The organism is Nostoc cycadae WK-1 (genome assembly GCF_002897135.1).
Classification (GTDB): Bacteria; Cyanobacteriota; Cyanobacteriia; order Cyanobacteriales; family Nostocaceae; genus Nostoc_B.
In genome coordinates, this window is the sequence record NZ_DF978436.1 from 59421 (window position 1) to 77246 (window position 17826).

The window sequence follows — 17826 nt, forward strand, 5'->3', positions numbered from 1 at the left end:
GTGGTCAACCCTGGTTAATTCGTAATTTATGAATTTAAATATTTAAATGTGAAAATTATCACCTAAATAGTATTGCCTTACTAGAGGATTGCTGTAAAGTTCGTCTGATGTGCCAGCCGCGAGAATTTGTCCTTCACGCATAATATAGGCGCGATCAGTAATGGCGAGAGTTTCACGCACATTATGATCTGTAATTAAGATTCCCATACCGCGATCGCGTAGTTTTGCCACAATTTCTTGAATTTCCGCCACAGCGATAGGATCAACCCCTGCAAATGGTTCGTCTAACAATAAGAACTTTGGCCCTTCTTGTCCAGCCGCTAAAGCTCTGGCTAATTCCGTCCGTCGTCGTTCTCCACCAGAAAGTTGAATTCCTTTGCTGTAAGCCACTTTTTCTAAACGAAATTCTCGCAGCAAAGTATTTAATCGCTTCGACCACTCTCGTTTGGGAACATTTGTTTGCTCTAAGACCAAAAGGATATTATCTTGCACACTCAGTTGGCGAAATATACTGGCTTCCTGCGCTAGATAGCCAATACCCAAACGCGCCCTTTTGTGCATTGCTATACCAGTAATATCCTGAGTGTCTAGCCAAACGCGCCCTTGATTTGGTCTTTCTAAACCTGTCGCAATGTAAAAGGTCGTGGTTTTACCAGCGCCATTTGGGCCTAATAAACCAACGACCTCACCTTGGACAACGGAAAGATTGACGCGATTGACAATGGCTCGCTTGCCGTAAGATTTGTGAATATTCTCTAAAACAATTTTCACTATCTGCGTTTATTGATACTAAGTAAGTTGACCTGCATAATTATGATTGTGAGGATAAGCTAGAAGATTATTCTCAGCAGTTCTACTTAAATATTAATTGGCAGGCTTGAGATTTGGTGTTTTGGGGGCTGGTGTAGTGTTTTGTCCGCCTAGTTCTGAGTCTTCCACCATATAAATCGACTCTACTTGACGATTGCCTTGGGGTAAAGCCACAAACCTTCCTTCATCAATTAAATATGTCACTTTCTCGGCGCGAATACTATTGCCGCCTTGTTGCAAAATATAGACATTGCCACTGAAATCTATGCGGCGTTCTTTGCTAAAATATTGTGCTTGAGCCGAAGTTGCTTGGATTTGCCGCGCTGGATACAACATTTGGACATTACCACGCGCTGTGATAATTTGACTTTTAGCGTCATATTCTTGGATATCAGAACGGATGGTTAAAGGGCGATTACCCGCAGCAGATTGAGCCGTTGCTGTTTGCGTTTGGCTAGGAAATGTCAACGCACCCAAGAGTGCGGTTGGTAGTACCAAGGCTAGACCAAAGCGACGTATTTGTGATGTTAGCAGTTGATTGCAGAGCTTCATAGAAATTTGGGGTTCAGGATTTTCGATTGTCTACTCATTATCTCAAGTACTTTCTCCAGCGATAACCTCTACAATCTGGAATAGCTTGGGATAAGTGATGGCTGAAACACTGACGTTTTGCCTAACGCTGAAGTTTCACGTAAATTTTAAATCATCATCGTCTGATGCTGATTTCTAACACAAGCGATCGCTCTTTGTATCGGGATGTTATCATGACTTAGGAACATATTCGCATTTCTCAATACCTGGAGAGGTGGCAGAGTGGTTGAATGCGGCGCACTCGAAATGCGTTAAGGATGTAAGTTCTTCGGGGGTTCAAATCCCCCCCTCTCCGTTGATTACTCTCAAGTAGCGTTTGCTGCTGCAATGCACCCAAAAATACGGCGCGTTACGGCTATTGATGATGCTTCCGAATGCTCAAAGCTAGACTTAGCAATAACATACCCTAATTAATATTTACCCAGATAATTTATTAAATTATTCTCGTTTTTCTTCATTCACAGCAATTATTTGCTCAATTTGTTCGACAGTGAGTTGTTGATACTGTTCACTTGTCATTTCTCGAATGTAGTTAAATATTTGTTCAACTGGCGTTCCCGAAATTTCAGCCATTGAATTAAGAGCAGCATTTAACATCAGAACATTAAAGACATACTCTTGTTTGGTGAGAAATACAAAACCATCACCTTTTAACATATCTATCCACCATCAATCTAATTAATTTTTTACAACCTTACACCCATATATAATAGGAAAAAGTGGACAGGTAATAGGTGATAGGTTATGGCTTACAGCGTTAAAAGTATTTTGTTGTCCAGGTGAATCATTGACTGATTTCTTCACCACCTTAATCTATTAGCCAAAAATCTCCCCGTTTCAGTTTTGTTGCAGTAAACTAATACCATCTTTTGAGGAGTGCATGATGGTAAACCAAAAATTGATGCAATTACTTTCCTTTGGTTTTATTAGTTTTTGCTTTTGTTTTGGTCTGGGGATTGGTATTTTCATTCGCTTTGGACAGTTGCAACCATCCAACGCTGCTACTACGGCTGAACCAGAGATGTTACCATTCATGATCCCTGCACCTACATCATCACCAGACGATAGCATTTTTACGTTAAGACCCTAAGCTACTTAGTTACTAACATTACTATCTGTTGGTGGCTTTTCATCTTTGGAAGATGGATTGTCACTAGAAGAATTTTGCTTACGTTCGATAGTTGGGACAACTACAGCCGAAGAATCTGAGCTTTTTGATTCTGTGGTTGGTGGTGGTACTGGTATCACTACAGGATTTGATCGCTTGCCTGATGGATTTGGGGTAGCTTGATTACTAGTAGCTGGTGAAGTATTATCAGGCGATCGCTTGGCTGAACCTTCCCGATTAATTTCCCGATAAGAACGGTAAGCTCTCAGTTTATCTACTAATGATGGTGTAGGTGAGGTGTTAGGCGCAACAGCAGCTTGTTCAGGATTTTGCCGAGATGAGGTTTCTGATTTAGTTGTGGAAGGATTTTCTCTACTAGTTGCTGCTGTTGGCGTGGGTGCAGGACGATTATTTCTGCGGCGTTTTGGAACATAGGCTGATTCAGTAACAGCCGTATTTTGAGTATTTTTGTTAGTGTTAGTTGCTTCCTCCACAGATGACTGTGAACCTTGGGGATTAGTATTGTTTTCCCCTGTTTTGGTGATTGGGTTAGTAAACAGTGGTTTGGAAGAGGACTCTGGCTGTGTATTTGAGGAGAATAGATGAGTTATGCCAAAACCTGCGGTAGCTGCAACTAAGGCTACACCCACACCAATTAAGGCTTGAAAACCAGCTAGTTGTTTGGTAAATGCTGTAATCGGATTTAGACGCGCTTGCTTGTGTTTCTTACCGAAAACACCTCGTCTTGGCTGGGATGATAAATCAACGGTGGCGACTATATTAGTTGCTACGCCTGGAACTATGCCATTGCTTTCGCTACCAGGCAATAGTTGTAACCATTCTGCCACAGTCGATGGACGAAAGCGCGAATCAACCGCCATCCCCCTCATCACAGCTTGATTGACTGCTGCACTTAGGTGGGGTTGTAATTCTTTTGGGGAAGCCATTTTTTCGCGATCGCGCAATAATGCTGGCATAGGAACCTGTGCTGTTAACAAAGCATACAAGGTTGCGGCTAAACCATAAACATCTGTAGCTGGGGTGCGCGGCGCTTGTGTCAGGTATTGTTCAATGGGTGCGTAGCCTTCAGACACTATCCCTGTGTGAGTTTGTTTGACACCACTATTAAATTCCCGCGCAATGCCAAAATCAATTAATATTACCTCTTGAGTTCCTTGGCGGAGGATAATATTATCTGGTTTGATATCGCGGTGCAGCAAACCATTATTGTGAACTACCTGTAAAGCTGCACCAATTTGGCGAATGTAATGAATAGCTGTGGCTTCGGGTAAGGGTATCCCTGGTAGGACAAAAGCATTACCTAAAGTGTCACCAGGAATATATTCCATCACCATATAGGGTAGCCCTTCTTCGATAAAAAAGTCGCTGACCCGTACAATGTTGGGATGGATGCAGGTAGCTAGTCGTCTGGCTTCATCTTGGAATTGGCGCTCGAACTTGGCAAAATCTGGATGTTGCCGCAAGCGTTCGTTAATAGTTTTCATCACTACATCTTGACCTAAGTAGTGATGCGTAGCCTTAAACGTAATACCAAAGCCACCGTGTCCGATTTCTTGGGTGAGGGTATATTTTCCACCCTGCAAAATTTTGCCTGCTAACATAGATATTTTGCGTTTTGAGTCCTGAATCCTGAATGAGCAGATAAATGGCTCCCGATGTTAAACAGCCTCCCCATCATAGCTACAGCTTGGTCTTTTTCATGATACAGTAGGCTTACACATTGCATCTTGAAAATTGGGTGAAGGTAAGGCAGGAGGCAGAAGGCAGAAGGCAGAAGGCAGGAGGCAGAAGGTAAAATATTGCTGCTGTTGACATTTACACTTTGAAAATGTTTTTTTCTGCCAAACATTAACAAAGTTTATTTTCTACTCCCTACTCCCTTTTTAACCTACATTCTTTCTAAGACTTGAATTCCCAACAGTGATAATCCCAGTTTTAAGGTTCTGGCGGTTAAATCACACAAAACCAAGCGAGATGTGCGCTGTGGTTCTTCTGCATCCAATACCCTAACGCCATGAGTGCGATCGTAGAATACATTAAACTTTTTACTCAATTCGTACAGATATTCACATAAACGATTGGGCAATAAGTCTTGTTCCACATTACTAACAACTTCACCCAATTGTAGTAGATACTTTGCTAGGGCAAATTCTGTTTCATGCTCTAATATGACTTGAGCATTATTGCCCAATTCTTCAAAGTTAATGCCACCCTTACGGCTAATACCTTGAATCCGTGCATAAGCATAAAGCATATAAGGCGCGGTATTGCCTTTGAGATCCAGCATTTTGTTATAGCTAAAGATGTAGTTACTAGTGCGGTTTTGGCTCAAGTCAGCATATTTAACCGCGCTAATACCAATTATTTGGGCAACATTAGCAATAAATTCTGCTGTTTCAGTACGATTATCTTCTTGTAATCTCTGTTCTAAATCAGTACGAGCGCGGATAATTGCTTCATCGAGCAAATCTCGTAATCTTACACTTTCCCCAGCACGAGTTTTGATTCTTTTCCCATCTTCCCCTAACACCAAGCCAAAGGGAACATGCACTAGTTCCACATCATCAGGAATCCAGCCGGCTTTGCGTGCGACTTGGAAAAATTGAGCAAAGTGATTGCTTTGTCCTGCATCGGTTACATAAATGATGCGTTTGGCTGCATCTTGTTGAATGCGGTAGCGTAAGGCGGCTAAATCTGTTGTGGCATAGTTGTAACCACCATCAGTTTTCTGCACAATTAAAGGTAAAGGTTCACCTTCTCTATTGGTATAGCCTTCTAAGAAAACAACTTTTGCACCTTGGTCTTCGACAAGTAAGCCAGAGTTGGCTAAATCTTCCACAATGGCGGGTAGCAATGGGTTATAAAAAGATTCACCTCGCTCATTTAAATGGATATCTAGCAAATCATAAATAACTTGAAATTCTTTGCGGGATTGTTCACACAGCAGTTTCCAAGCATGAAGGGTATCTGCTGCGCCTGCTTGTAATTGCACAACTTCTTGGCGTGCTGTTTCTTGGAAAGTTTCATCAGCATCAAACCGCTGTTTAGCTTGGCGATAAAAGCTGACTAAATCACCGATATCTAAGGCGTTGGCGGTAGTTAAAGCTTGGGGGTAAACTTCGCGCAGGTAAGCAATGAGCATACCAAATTGCGTACCCCAATCACCCACATGGTTTAACCGTAAAACATCATGTCCGCGAAATTCTAGAATTCTGGCGATGGAATCACCAATAATTGTGGAACGCAAATGTCCGACGTGCATTTCTTTAGCAATATTCGGACTGGAAAAATCGACAATTTCTTGCTGGGGTGTTTTCGCTTGGGGAACGCCTAATCTAGAGTCTGGGTAAATAGCCTGGAGTTGTGCTTGTAGGTAGGCTGTTTTGAGTCTGAGGTTGATAAAACCGGGGCCAGCAATTTCTGGTGGTTCGCAGATTTGCGAGACATCTAACTTTTCAACTATAGCAGAGGCGATCGCTCTGGGTTGCTGTCCTAATTTTTTACTCAGCGATAAAGCCACATTCGCTTGATAATCACCAAATTTCGGATTCCCCGCAGGCACTAAAATAGGGTCTACTGTGGCGTATTCATCACCAAAAGCAGCCACCATTGCCTGCTCAAATTTGATTTTTAATTGTTCTTGTGTAGCATTCATATATAAATGTTATCTGTGACAGGCAAAATACGGCTGCTGAGAGTGGGATATCTCAGAAGCCTGATTATTTTAACCTTAAAATATCGCAGTTATTAATTGCATCAGGTACTCTCACCAGCCTCTCACACCTCATCTCAACTCATCAATCGAGTTTTAAGGCATTAACTGGTACTTCATCCCAAGAATCGACTATCCGTAATATTGCTGTCCAACCGTCGGCTTTTTGTTTCTCAGTCAAATTGTTTGCAAACGACTCATGACAATCTTTGGCTTGAGACTCATTACAACAGGCAATGCAGGCATAAATCATACCCGATGGATCAATTTGCTCATTTACCCAAATAGTCATGGAGTATCCTCTCGAAGGCTATACATTAACAAGGTATTTGGTCATTTTAGAATACTAACAAAGCTTAAAAACCATTAATCATCAGCAAAGTTGCCCATTGTGGGGGTCAGGGTTCAAGTTTGTTGGGACGATTAATGCTAATCACTGCTGTTGAATTGTTACCCATCCTCCCCAAAATTTTTTACTCTCACCTACTGCATATATTTGTGTATAAGTCCTAAAATCATCGTCTAGCTTCATCAAATGCAATATATCTTACCTAGATTTCTTAAGTAATTCGACTGATGACATTCGCTAGTTTGCGAACAAAAATATACTTAATTTCTCAAAATGCAATTCCAAATTAATTCACAATATCAAATTTATATCAATTCAATTTGATAGCCTTTGATAGAGTTATTTGGAAGTGGTAATCAGTCAGATAATGATGATTGACAAAAGCTTTTAAAATCTCAAACAAAGGGATTTAAACAACATTATCAATCATAAAAATTTGACAAAAATCAACATTTTAAACATAGGAGAGAAAATGTCTTATCCAGGTTATTTGTTGCAACAAGGCTGTGAAACCCAAGATGTATATATGGTGCAGCAAACTTTGCAAGCATTGGGATATTCTCTAAGTGCTGATGGTGCATTTGGCCCGATAACAGAAAATGCTGTTCGACACTTTCAAATGACACAGGGTTTGAACCCTGATGGGATTGTTGGCCCTAATACTTGGTATGCGTTAATGTCTCAAGGCTGTTAAATAACTAGTATTCTGTGGCAGATAACTTGAGAGGTGAGTCCTCTCGATTCTGATTTTGGCAGCGTTATAAAACATAAAAGGTCAAGCATTTACTGTGGCAGATATAGATATTAGTGTCATCATTGCGTTGGCACTAATATTTATGATTTTTTTTGAAGACGGATGCTTTTGAGTAAGCAGATAAATGCTAAAAAATGCAAAGTATATAAAAACATAAAATCGCTCATACAAATATAGATTAGCCAAGGAATATTCAAAGAATGGTTCATACAAATGGACAGCCTGCTGTATCTTCAAAATCACAATTAGATATAGCAATTGATGTTTATGAAGACGCTCTAATTGCCTTAGAAGAATCACCGATACAAGCAACATTTGACCAAAAAGTGGCTGTGTTAGTAGCGCGTGATGGGGTAGAGAAGAAAAGGCAAATGGATCAAAACCCCACTGGTATTACTTATGCCAGATTATTAAGTTTAGATGAGCGCCTCAAAGCACAAGTAAAAGTTCTCAGTGAGGATGATGAACTAGCACAATGGAAAGATAGTCTCAATGCTCCTCCAAATATGTGGTGGTGGCATTTAAAATATCCGTTAGCTATGTCACCTACCCAGGTAGCAAAACGCTATCAACAAGCTATCTCTGCATTATCAGCAGCGCTTCCCCATCCTACTCAAGAACAAATTTTAGAAGTATTACTAGCACGCGATGCCATTGAAACTTCTCGTGATAATCAACCTTTACCAGAACATGTCGCTAAAATTGTGATCGACCTGGATGAAAAGTTGCGATCGCTCTCGGATGTGATTACTAGAGATGGTAAGTTGGAGTATTGGAAAAAGAGTTTAAGTAAAACTACATCTAATACTTGGTGGTGGGAATTAAGTAACATTGAACCACTACCAGCACAAGCAATTAAGCGTTATCAAGAAGCTCTGGATGAAATGGAAGCTCCACCAAAAGCGGCTTCAGAAGAACTATTAGAAGTATTGTTAGCACGGGACGCTGTGGAGAAAGCTTGGACTAAGCAACAACAACCACCGCGTCATCTCACTGAAAAAATTATTGCATTAGACAAGCGATTAAAAGCGCAATCTTGGTCTTTTGCTAACGATGATATTGTTGATGAATGGAAAAATAACCTGAAGCCACCAGAGATGAATTGGTGGTGGTCTTTTACTCGTTCTGTTCCTTTACCGAATGAAGCGATCGCTCGTTACGAAAAAACAATTGATGTAATTGAAAGTAGCAAACCGCCTTCCTCCGATCAACTTTTAGAAGCACTTTTGGCTCGTGATGGAGTAGAAGAAGCATTAGAACAAGCTTATCGCAATAAACCCGTTCCCGAAAAACTGGCTAGACAACTTATTACTTTAGACAACAAATTAAAACAATACCGACTTGATTTGAACAAAGATAACCAAATCAGACAATGGAAAGATAGCTTAAAACGGCAAAATCGCTGGTGGTGGGAACTCAAACCGGCGATCGTTGGTTCGGAAGAAGAACCGGGTACGCGTCGTGACTGGTTACTCAATACTTTGGCTGTACTTTGTCTGGGTGTTGGTGCTGCGTTTACAGCTTATAGCAGCCAAGTATTTTTCCAGAAAGTCGAAGGACAAGAAGTTCAACAAGCCGACTTATCACAAAACATGGCGGCGGTATTACAAGTCATCGGTTTGGGTGCAGGTGGTGCAGCAGCCTTAACCAGCGGTGGTAGAAAAACCCTCGAAAAACTATTTACAAACTTACAGTTACCGCCTACCAAACAAGCACCCACAGCCTTAGCGATCGCCGCAGGAATGACAGCTATTACAGGTTCTGTGGCGACATCATTACCAGCATGGGGAAAAGTTTACATTACTCAAGGACAAGGATATTTACAAAATACTAACTGGCTGAAAGCTCAAGATAGTTTTCTTCAGGCCAAAAAATTCATTAGTAGTGATGAAGACAAAGCCAAAGTAGAAATTGGTTTAGGGGAGTCTTCGGAACATTTAGGAGATTTAGTCAAAGCTAAAGAATATTACAAAAAAGCTGCATCTCTAGACAATATCGAAGGTATGACTCGCTATGCTCGACTCAGCATGGTTGATTTCTTCCTCAAAAATCCACCAGATTCCAGAATTCAACCTTCAATAACTGATGAAAACCTCAGACAAGCTCATCTTTTTAATCAGCGTGCTTGGCTGAAAATCTCAAAATTGTTGGCTAAAAATGAGCAAACTCCCGAAAAACTCAACAAAGAGTTATTGAATTTAACTCAATTAGCTCGCACAAATGGCGCACTTATTAGCGCAGTTAAAGATTTATTAGTATCTCCAAAAGATGGTGCTTTGCAGGATGAAGAATTTCGTCAGCGCTATTGGACTGAAGGTGTAGCTGGTATTTTTAAATCAAATTTGGATGAATTGAATTACCTGAAAATTCCTGTAAAAGATGCGCTTCAGATTAGAGCTTTGTGTTTTGCACACATCACAACTGAGCAGATGAGATATACAGAAAATATTACAAATGTTCCTGAAGCACTCTCAAGTCTTGTACCGGAGATGATGACAAAATCTCCAGATGCTCCCAATTGCTACGATGATAAAGCTCTGAGTGTCTATGATTTTTCGCTGATTGAAGCTTTAGCGAAAATATATAAGATGCCGAAATTTAGAGTTGCGGGGACAAGTAATAATCAGCCGCCGCAGGCCAATCCTAACCCAAACCCTGCGCCAGAAGCTGATAATCAAACTCCGCCAGCAACTGAGGCTCAACCGCCATATTAACAAACTTAAACTCAGGTGCGATCGCCAAGGAACAAAACCTGCTGTAATTAACTGGGAGGCGCTATCTTCTCAGTTAACTAACAGTAAGAAATAGGAAGTAGGTAGTGGGGAATAAGAAAATAGATATCTTATTTAATCACTGGCAGTACACACTACAATTTTTTGGCGTTGACCAATACAAAATTGCCGCAACTTTTACTCAATTAGTTGCGGCATATTGTACTGCTGGCCGTTATTACCATACACTGCAACATATTCATCATGTTCTGAATAACATTCAGACTTTGCAAGCCTATACCCAAAATTTACCTGCTGTACAACTTGCAGCTTGGTTTCATGATGTGGTTTATGATACTCAAGCTAACGATAACGAAGCCAAAAGTGCGGAATATGCTTGTCAGTTATTAAATAATTTGGCAATTCCTATCAGTCAAATCACAATTGTTCAGCGTCTCATTCTCAACACAAAACACCACCAAGCGGCTATTGACGATATTGATAGCCACATTTTATTAGATGCTGATTTAGCAATTTTAGCTGCTGACCCAGTTGATTATCAAAAATATGCTCACGCTATCCGTCAAGAATATGCTTGGGTAGCAGAAGTTGAATATATTCAAGGTCGCAAACAAGTACTAGAAAAATTTTTGCAACGACAGCATATATATTTTACACCTCTGATGTTTGAGGTGGCGGAACAATCTGCTAGAGCTAATCTGCAAGCTGAAATTCAACAACTTTCTTGTAAAAAAATTTGAGCAAGCAATTAGGCAAAATGAGAAATCAATATGCCTAGTTGCTTAGTAAATTTACACTTCCACAGGTGTATTCACCTGCTTGACTTGCGGTGTTGCTACCATCTGCATCCCGGCTGGTGTGGCTAAAGTTAAACCACGACGCACAGGACGCACAGGGCGTTGATTGACTAGAGATACTTGAAACTGAGACAAAATTGTTGCCAGGGCAATTTTCATTTCATACTGAGCAAAAGCCAAACCGATACAACGACGGTTTCCGCCACCAAAGGGTAAATATTCGTAGGGAGAAAATTGTCTCTCTAAAAAGCGTTCTGGTTTAAATAAGTTAGGTTGTGGGTAAACAGCTTCTCGATGATGCGCTAAATAAATACTGGGGACAACTGCTGTGCCTTTAGGTAACTTGTAACCCATAATTTCAATTGGCGACTTGACGATTCTAAAGAAGCCATTGATCACAATTGGGTAAATTCGCAAGGTTTCTTGGCAAACTGCTGTTAAATAAGGCAATTTGGCAACAATACTGGGTTCAGGGTTAACTCCCAAGCTATGCAATTCTTGGAGTAATTTTTCGCGGACTTCTGGTAAACGGTCAATCCAGTACAAAGCCCAAGTCAATGCAGAAGCAGTGGTTTCATGTCCCGCAACTAACATTGTCATTAATTCATCGCGTAATTCTGCATCTGACATAGGCTTGCCATCATCATAACGAGCCGAAATCAATAAACTGAGGATATCTTGACGATTCTGCCCAGATTCGGCACGACGTTCTTGAATCAACGAATCAATTAGTTGATCAATTTGTTGCAGTTGGCTTAAAAATTTTCCCCAAGGACTCCATTTACCCCAATCGCGTTGCATAACCTGAAAAAATAAGGCGGCGGACATTCGGGAAGAACTGATGAGGTCTAAGACAGAACTAAGTAATTGGCGCAGTTGTTGAAACTTGCTTCCTTCATCCACACCAAACACCACGCGCAAAATCACACGCAAGGTAATTTCCTGCATAGAAGCGCGGATGTTAAAGGGTTTACCTATCAGCCATTCATTGCTAACTTGTTGAGTAATTTCCTGGATAGCTTGACCGTATGCCCGCATTCTCTCACCATGAAAAGGCGGTGTGAGTAATTGGCGTTGGCGTTGGTGGCGATCGCCATCCAGTAAAATCAAGGAATTATCACCAAGCAAATATTTTAAAACGCCGCCTCCGCCACCAGTCGCAAAGTGACTAGCATCAGCAGTAAAAATCTGCTCTAATGCTTGGGGATGACTGAAATACACCAAATGACTACCACGACTGCGCCAAACCGTAAAGTTGTCACCATAAACTTTGGCAAAATCTTCAACATACTCTATCGGCCGAAAAATAAACTTAATGATTCGTAGCCAGTACGGGACTCTTGGCCCATCAGGCAAACTGTTAGTTAGTGTCATAATATTTTGCCAGCATTTGCATTTATCAAGACTATTTTTATTTTGGCGAGTTTTTCTGCTACTGCGGGTCACACAAAGCGGTATATTCTTGTATGGCAGGATCGGAAGTAAGCATAAGCAGTGCCAAAAATCGTCGCTATCCTCAACGGTAAAGGAGGAGTCGGCAAAACGACTACCTCAATCAATTTAGCTGCACAATTTGCCAAGCAAAGAAAAGTGCTAGTAGTAGATGCAGATATTCAAGGTTCTGCCAGTTGGTGGTTTGGGCGCAATGAGCAAGGAATGGGCTTTGATTTATCTCAAGAGACAGATCCTCAACTTTTAGGAAATTTACGTAAAATAAAAGGTTACGATTTAGTAGTAGTGGATACGCCTCCGGCGCTGCACTCTGAAGCATTGGCAACAGTAGTAGCGATCGCAGATTATATAGTTTTACCTACACCCCCAGCAGCAATGGATTTAGCTGTTCTCATTGAAACAGTAAAATCAGCTGTCGTCCCCACAGGAGTTCCCCATCGTGTACTCTTAACTAAAGTCGATGCGCGGAGTATTGGTGAAGCTATGGAAGCGCAAAACACTCTCGTAAAGCTAGGTATCCCTGTTTGTAAAGGCTTCATCCGTACCTATAAAGCCCACGAACGAGCCGCATTAGAGGGTGTCGCAATCAATCAATGGCGAGGCAAAAATGCTTGGGAGGCGGAATCAGACTACCGCCGCGTGGCTGATGAACTACAGCGTGATTGGAGAAAATAATGGCTAGGAAACAAAATCTCTCTGACTTAATTCAAGCAGAAGCACAAAAATTAACACCTAATAGTGCAGTCGATGAAGGTGCAATCGAAGTCCCGGCTGTGCAAGTTACAGAAGAACAAACAGCAGCCGCAGATGTAGAAATAGCTGAATCAACAACTGCTAAACGTAATACTTCTACAAAAGCAGATTTAGAAGCTACTATTAAAGATTTACAAACAACTTTAGAAAAAAATCAGGCCACCGAAAAAGCTCTGCAAAAGCAAATTAAAGAATTACAATCAGCTTTATCTGAACAAAAACTATCAATAGAACACCTCACACAAGAGCTTGATGAAACCAAAAAAACAGCACTGCAACTTGCCGAAGCTAATTCTAAGTTAATCGAAGAAAATAAAGCTCTACAACAACCAAAGGCAAGTATTGTCCCTCAGAAGAAGGAATATTACAATCCAGTTGATTATAGAAAATCTCATCGCTCACCAGACATACTCCCCGATATGCCAGCAGAAACTAAAGATGATTTCGCTGCTAATACTTGGTTGTATGATTAACACTGATTTGCATTGTTTTTAGACTTAATCTAGTTTTTTTTAGTAAATCGCTAGTGTGGTACGTTAGGCTGAAGCTATAACGCATCACACTATTTTTTATGCTTTCATAGCATAATATCAGCCAGAATTTATCCCAAATTTGTGGATAAAATATGCTAAATATTTTTCTTTTTCAATTTAAAAAAAGTCGCATAAAAATGTACAAAATAATTGAGATAGATTGACAGAATTTAGACTTATACAAACTCTCAATGAAGATACATTTAATTTTGTCAACGAACCGCTAAAAGCGTCAAGGCAGAGAGAGTTAATAATTCAGTGCAAGTTGAGAGAAATCTATTATTAGATATCAATTATCAATCCACAATCCAAAATCTAAAATCTAAAATGGTATGAGCCATTAAATTGGAAAGGTTAACAAACATTGTGCAAAGTATAGACAATATCACTAAATATTCAGCTACAGACATAGATAACTTTGCTCAAGAACTGAATAGAGATGGAATTTGTGTAATTCCTCATCTTTTTGAGCAAAATTTAATTGAAGAGTGGTTAGAAGCTTTTAAAAATTTATTTTACACTCGCCAAAATCAACCAGGTGGTTTAGCACCTCGTGAAGTGTCTCGCTACTATTTGACCTTACCTTGGATTTCCCCATTTGCGAATGAATGGGTTTTTGCCAACCCAGTAATTATGGAGATTTTGCAGCGCGTATTTTACCAAGAATATGTGATGGTGCAGTTAGGGGTTGATGTACCGTTCCCAGGTTCAGATTATCAGGAAACTCATCGAGACTTTCGTCCATTGTTTTGCGATCGCATCGTTACACCACTTTACGCCTTAGCCGTTAATTTTCCTCTTGTAGAAGTCACCCCAGATAACGGCCCGTTTCAAATGGCGCGGGGAACTCATCTATTACCACGAGAAGTAGGACTACAAAAGATAGCCTCTGGTGAAATTCCAATGGAATCATTTTATATGCAGCCGGGAGATGTAATTGTGCGATCGCCTTTAGCACTGCACAGAGGTTCACCAAATCAAACTAATCAGCCCAGACCAATGGTAGTCATGGGTTACGCTATGCACTGGTTACACACACCAAAGGTAGATTTGACTCTGCCACAAGATTATTATGATAATCTTTCCGCAGAATTAAGGCAGATGTTACGGTGCAAAATCGTCGAGCAATTACCTCACGAAAAAGTCGAAACTTATATCAATTTCAAGTATTAGTCATTTGACTATTAACTATGGACTATATTAATCCGGTCTATCAAGGTTATTTTGCCGATCCTTTTGTTTGGCAACATGAAGGTGTATATTATGCGATCGGCACTGGTGCAGCAGAGGCACAAGGAACTGTAGACAATATTGATATCAATAAATCCCTTGTCTTTCCTCTGTTACGTTCTTTTGATTTTGGAAATTGGGATTTTGTGGGTCACGCATTGTTGCGACCAGACCCAGCCTTGGGTAATAATTTTTGGGCTCCTGAAGTTGCTTACGCTAATGGGCAATTTTATCTCTACTATTCTGTAGGCCATGAAGATAAGAATCATCAATTGCGTGTAGCTACAAGCGATAACCCCTTGGGGCCTTATCAAGATGTTGGCGAGACCCTTGTAGATCCCAATTTCTGCCCCTTTGCCATTGATCCACACCCATTCTGCGATGATGATGGACAGTGGTATCTATTTTACGCGCGTGACTTTTTAGACACAGAAAACGGTGTACATGCAGGTACAGCCCTAGTCGTAGATAGACTACAAAGCATGACAAAACTGTCTGGTGAAGAAAAAGTTGTTTTGCGGGCGCGATCGCATTGGCAACGATTTTTAGCCAACCGTTTAATGTATGGTGCAATCTATGATTGGCATACTTTAGAAGGCCCCTGTGTTCGTAAGCATGAAGGTAAATACTACTGCTTTTATAGTGGTGGACGCTGGGAAACCGAAAACTATGGTGTAGATTATGGCGTTGCTGAGAACGTTATGGGTGTCTACTCTGATGCAGGTAACGAAACAGGGCCACGAGTACTCAAGTCTGTGCCTAATTTTGTGAGAGGGCCAGGACATAACTCTATTGTTGTGGGGCCAGATGGTGAGACTGAATATATCGTCTACCATGCTTGGACAAACAACATGGATATGCGACAAATTTGTTTAGATAAGCTTATCTGGACACCACAAGGGCCACGCTGCCAAGGCCCTACTTGGACAACCCAGTCTATAACTAACTCACTGCACATTTAAGGAGTATTGCTACACTCATTGTCAGCCTAGTCGGAATTATAATGGCGTAAATTGATACTGTACGGTGATAACCAGCAAATGCCGCGAAATAACTTGATGGATTTTATCTTGTGCAGGTATTCACAAAAGAGCGATCGCAGAATTTTTCGATCTACTGAATGTAAGAGTTAGGTGACTCAACTTTGCCATTAACAGTAAAAGCAAGTAACTTGATCAGGCAAAAAATAGTATGATTGTCAAAGTTTAAGGCAAAAAAGCCGATACTCAACAGTAGCTCAATTTTTTGAGGTGGGGGTGCATAATGTGGCTAAAGCTGACAAGTAACTTAAGTCTATTGGCCGCTATTGCTTATACGTATACACCCTACGCACTAGCTCAACAAATCAAAGCTGATATCTACTTACCCTTAAATCAAAGAACCCAAGTAACTAACAACAGCCCTAATTTTCAGATTGATGGTGGAGCCACACAAGGCGCAAATTTATTTCATAGTTTTAGTGAGTTTTCTGTCCCAGTAGGCAGTGAAGCTTTTTTCAACAACGCTACAACAGTGCAGAATATCATCAGTCGGGTGACAGGTTCCATACCATCTAATATTCAAGGCACAATTCGCGCTAATGGTACAGCAAACCTCTTTCTGATTAATCCTCAAGGGATTATTTTTGGGCCGAATTCCAGATTAAATATTGGTGGCTCTTTCATTGCCAGTACTGCTAGTAGTGTGACATTTGCAGATGGAATAGAATTTAGTGCGACAAATCCTGATGCTAATGCTTTATTAACTATCAATCAGCCTATTGGTTTACAGTTTGGTACAAATCCAGGAGGAATTGAGAATCAGTCTAGAACTACCGATAGCCTCAATCAGTTGATAGGTTTACAAGCGCAGGCAAATACAACTTTGGCACTAGTAGGTGGTGATTTAACCCTAACAGGAGGTGTTGTAACAGCACCTAATGGACGAATTGAACTGGGAAGTGTTGGTAGTAATAGTGTAGTGAATCTGACACCAACATCCATAGGTTACATCCTTAATTACAAAGATGTAAACGACTTTCAGAATATTAATCTGCGGCAAGCTACTGTCACAACAATAGGCAGTCAAGGCGGCAGTATTCACCTACAAGGCGCTAACATTTCACTGACTGATGGTTCGTTGGTTCAAGTCGGGATTTTTGGCAGTGGTATTGGTGAAGGTTTGACAGTCAATGCTTCAGAATCAGTGCAATTAATTGGAAACAATAATCGCTTATTTACTCTCAATGAAGGTACCGCTATATCTGGAGATTTAACCATCACCAGCCCTAGATTACTTCTCCAAGATGGGGCAGAGGTTGTGTCTTCCACAACAGGAGTTCGCAAAAGCGGGAATTTAAATATTCATACTTCTGAATTATTGCAAGTAACTGGTAGTGGGAGCCGTTTGTTTACACAAACAGAAAGTACCGCCGCAAATGCAGGTGATAGTGGAAATTTGACAATTCATACTGGTAATTTATTGATTCAAAATAGAGGACGGATAACAGTAAATACTTTAGGCGCAGGTGACGGTGGAAATTTATCAGTTAATGCGATTAAATCAGTAGAATTGGTAGGCAGAGATAGTCGCGTACTGACTGAATCTCAAGGTTCAGGCGACACAGGTAATTTAACTATCATTACTCCCCTACTGCGGATATTGGATGGCGGACAAATTTCTGTAAGTACTTTGGGTGCAGGTAAAGGTGGTAATTTGACGGTGAATACCGCCGAATCAACCCAACTCATCGGTCGTTCTCAAGATGGTCAATTTGCCAGTGGATTGTTTGCTCAAACCCAAGGCTCAGGAAATGCTGGCAACATCATCATTACCACTCCCATACTGCGGATATTGGATGGCGCACAAGTCTCCGCAGGTACTTTAGGTGCAGGTAAAGGTGGTAATTTGACAGTGAACGCCACCGAATCAACCCAACTCATCGGTCGTTCTCAAGATGGTCAATTTGCCAGTGGGTTGTTTGCTCAAACCCAAGGCTCAGGAAA

The 17826-nt window shown here is 40.8% G+C and carries 16 protein-coding genes and 1 tRNA gene; 10 read left to right on the plus strand and 7 right to left on the minus strand.

Translation table 11 applies throughout. The features are described 5' to 3' along the window. Positions 1–42: 42 nt before the first annotated feature. Complete coding sequence (gene lptB / locus NCWK1_RS21665) at positions 43–771, minus strand: LPS export ABC transporter ATP-binding protein (protein WP_096577312.1); 729 nt, start codon at positions 769–771, stop codon at positions 43–45. A gap of 93 nt (positions 772–864) precedes the next feature. Beyond that, positions 865–1362 carry an LptA/OstA family protein gene (locus NCWK1_RS21670; protein WP_096577314.1) on the minus strand — a complete coding sequence of 166 codons (498 nt, stop codon included), beginning with the start codon at positions 1360–1362 and terminating at the stop codon, positions 865–867. A 247-nt stretch (positions 1363–1609) separates the two neighbouring features. Here NCWK1_RS21670 and NCWK1_RS21675 point away from each other — a divergent pair. Next, a tRNA-Ser gene (locus tag NCWK1_RS21675) sits at positions 1610–1696 on the plus strand. A 143-nt stretch (positions 1697–1839) separates the two neighbouring features. Here NCWK1_RS21675 and NCWK1_RS21680 read toward each other — a convergent pair. Further along, entirely contained in the window at positions 1840–2058 is a 219-nt protein-coding gene (locus NCWK1_RS21680) for a hypothetical protein (protein WP_096577356.1), read from the minus strand. 223 nt (positions 2059–2281) lie between these two features. On the opposite strand from NCWK1_RS21680, the gene NCWK1_RS21685 reads away from it, so the two are divergent. Further along, positions 2282–2491, plus strand: coding sequence for a capsule biosynthesis protein (locus NCWK1_RS21685; protein WP_245894968.1), 210 nt, complete (start codon positions 2282–2284; stop codon positions 2489–2491). Between the two features lie 5 nt (positions 2492–2496). Here NCWK1_RS21685 and NCWK1_RS21690 read toward each other — a convergent pair whose 3' ends face one another. From NCWK1_RS21690 to NCWK1_RS21700, 3 genes are all read right to left on the minus strand, one after another. Then, positions 2497–4131, minus strand: a complete 1635-nt coding sequence (locus tag NCWK1_RS21690) for a serine/threonine protein kinase (RefSeq protein WP_103126140.1) — start codon at positions 4129–4131, stop codon at positions 2497–2499. Between the two features lie 287 nt (positions 4132–4418). Beyond that, entirely contained in the window at positions 4419–6185 is a 1767-nt protein-coding gene (gene argS, locus NCWK1_RS21695; protein ID WP_096577362.1) for an arginine--tRNA ligase, read from the minus strand. 142 nt (positions 6186–6327) lie between these two features. After that, a complete protein-coding gene (locus tag NCWK1_RS21700) occupies positions 6328–6534 on the minus strand; it encodes a glycogen debranching protein (RefSeq protein WP_096577364.1) in 207 nt (68 codons plus the stop codon). Positions 6535–7063: 529 nt separating this feature from the next. On the opposite strand from NCWK1_RS21700, the gene NCWK1_RS21705 reads away from it, so the two are divergent. The 3 genes from NCWK1_RS21705 to NCWK1_RS21715 all read left to right on the plus strand — a co-directional run bounded on the left by NCWK1_RS21705 (position 7064) and on the right by NCWK1_RS21715 (position 10817). Further along, complete coding sequence (locus NCWK1_RS21705; RefSeq protein WP_103126141.1) at positions 7064–7285, plus strand: peptidoglycan-binding domain-containing protein; 222 nt, start codon at positions 7064–7066, stop codon at positions 7283–7285. 260 nt (positions 7286–7545) lie between these two features. Next, entirely contained in the window at positions 7546–10059 is a 2514-nt protein-coding gene (locus NCWK1_RS21710; RefSeq protein ID WP_187308210.1) for a hypothetical protein, read from the plus strand. Positions 10060–10163: 104 nt separating this feature from the next. Then, on the plus strand, positions 10164–10817 hold the full coding sequence (locus NCWK1_RS21715; RefSeq protein ID WP_103126142.1) for an HD domain-containing protein: 654 nt from the start codon (positions 10164–10166) through the stop codon (positions 10815–10817). A gap of 51 nt (positions 10818–10868) precedes the next feature. On the opposite strand, the gene NCWK1_RS21720 is transcribed toward NCWK1_RS21715, so the two are convergent. Beyond that, a complete protein-coding gene (locus NCWK1_RS21720; RefSeq protein ID WP_103126143.1) occupies positions 10869–12248 on the minus strand; it encodes a cytochrome P450 in 1380 nt (459 codons plus the stop codon). A gap of 120 nt (positions 12249–12368) precedes the next feature. On the opposite strand from NCWK1_RS21720, the gene NCWK1_RS21725 reads away from it, so the two are divergent. From NCWK1_RS21725 to NCWK1_RS21745, 5 genes are all read left to right on the plus strand, one after another. Beyond that, the gene (locus tag NCWK1_RS21725) at positions 12369–13001 is read left to right on the plus strand and encodes a ParA family protein (protein ID WP_096577371.1); all 633 of its coding nucleotides are present in this window, start codon (positions 12369–12371) and stop codon (positions 12999–13001) included. Beyond that, positions 13001–13552 (plus strand): hypothetical protein, encoded by a 552-nt coding sequence (locus tag NCWK1_RS21730; RefSeq protein WP_096577373.1) that lies wholly within the window; start codon positions 13001–13003, stop codon positions 13550–13552. Before NCWK1_RS21725 ends, NCWK1_RS21730 begins: the two co-directional genes overlap by 1 nt. Positions 13553–13978: 426 nt before the next feature. Further along, entirely contained in the window at positions 13979–14785 is an 807-nt protein-coding gene (locus tag NCWK1_RS21735; RefSeq protein ID WP_245894969.1) for a phytanoyl-CoA dioxygenase family protein, read from the plus strand. Between the two features lie 17 nt (positions 14786–14802). After that, a complete protein-coding gene (locus NCWK1_RS21740; RefSeq protein ID WP_103126144.1) occupies positions 14803–15804 on the plus strand; it encodes a glycoside hydrolase family 43 protein in 1002 nt (333 codons plus the stop codon). A 301-nt stretch (positions 15805–16105) separates the two neighbouring features. Then, a partial coding sequence (locus NCWK1_RS21745; protein WP_146034020.1) for a two-partner secretion domain-containing protein occupies positions 16106–17826 on the plus strand: 1721 nt, incomplete at its 3' end.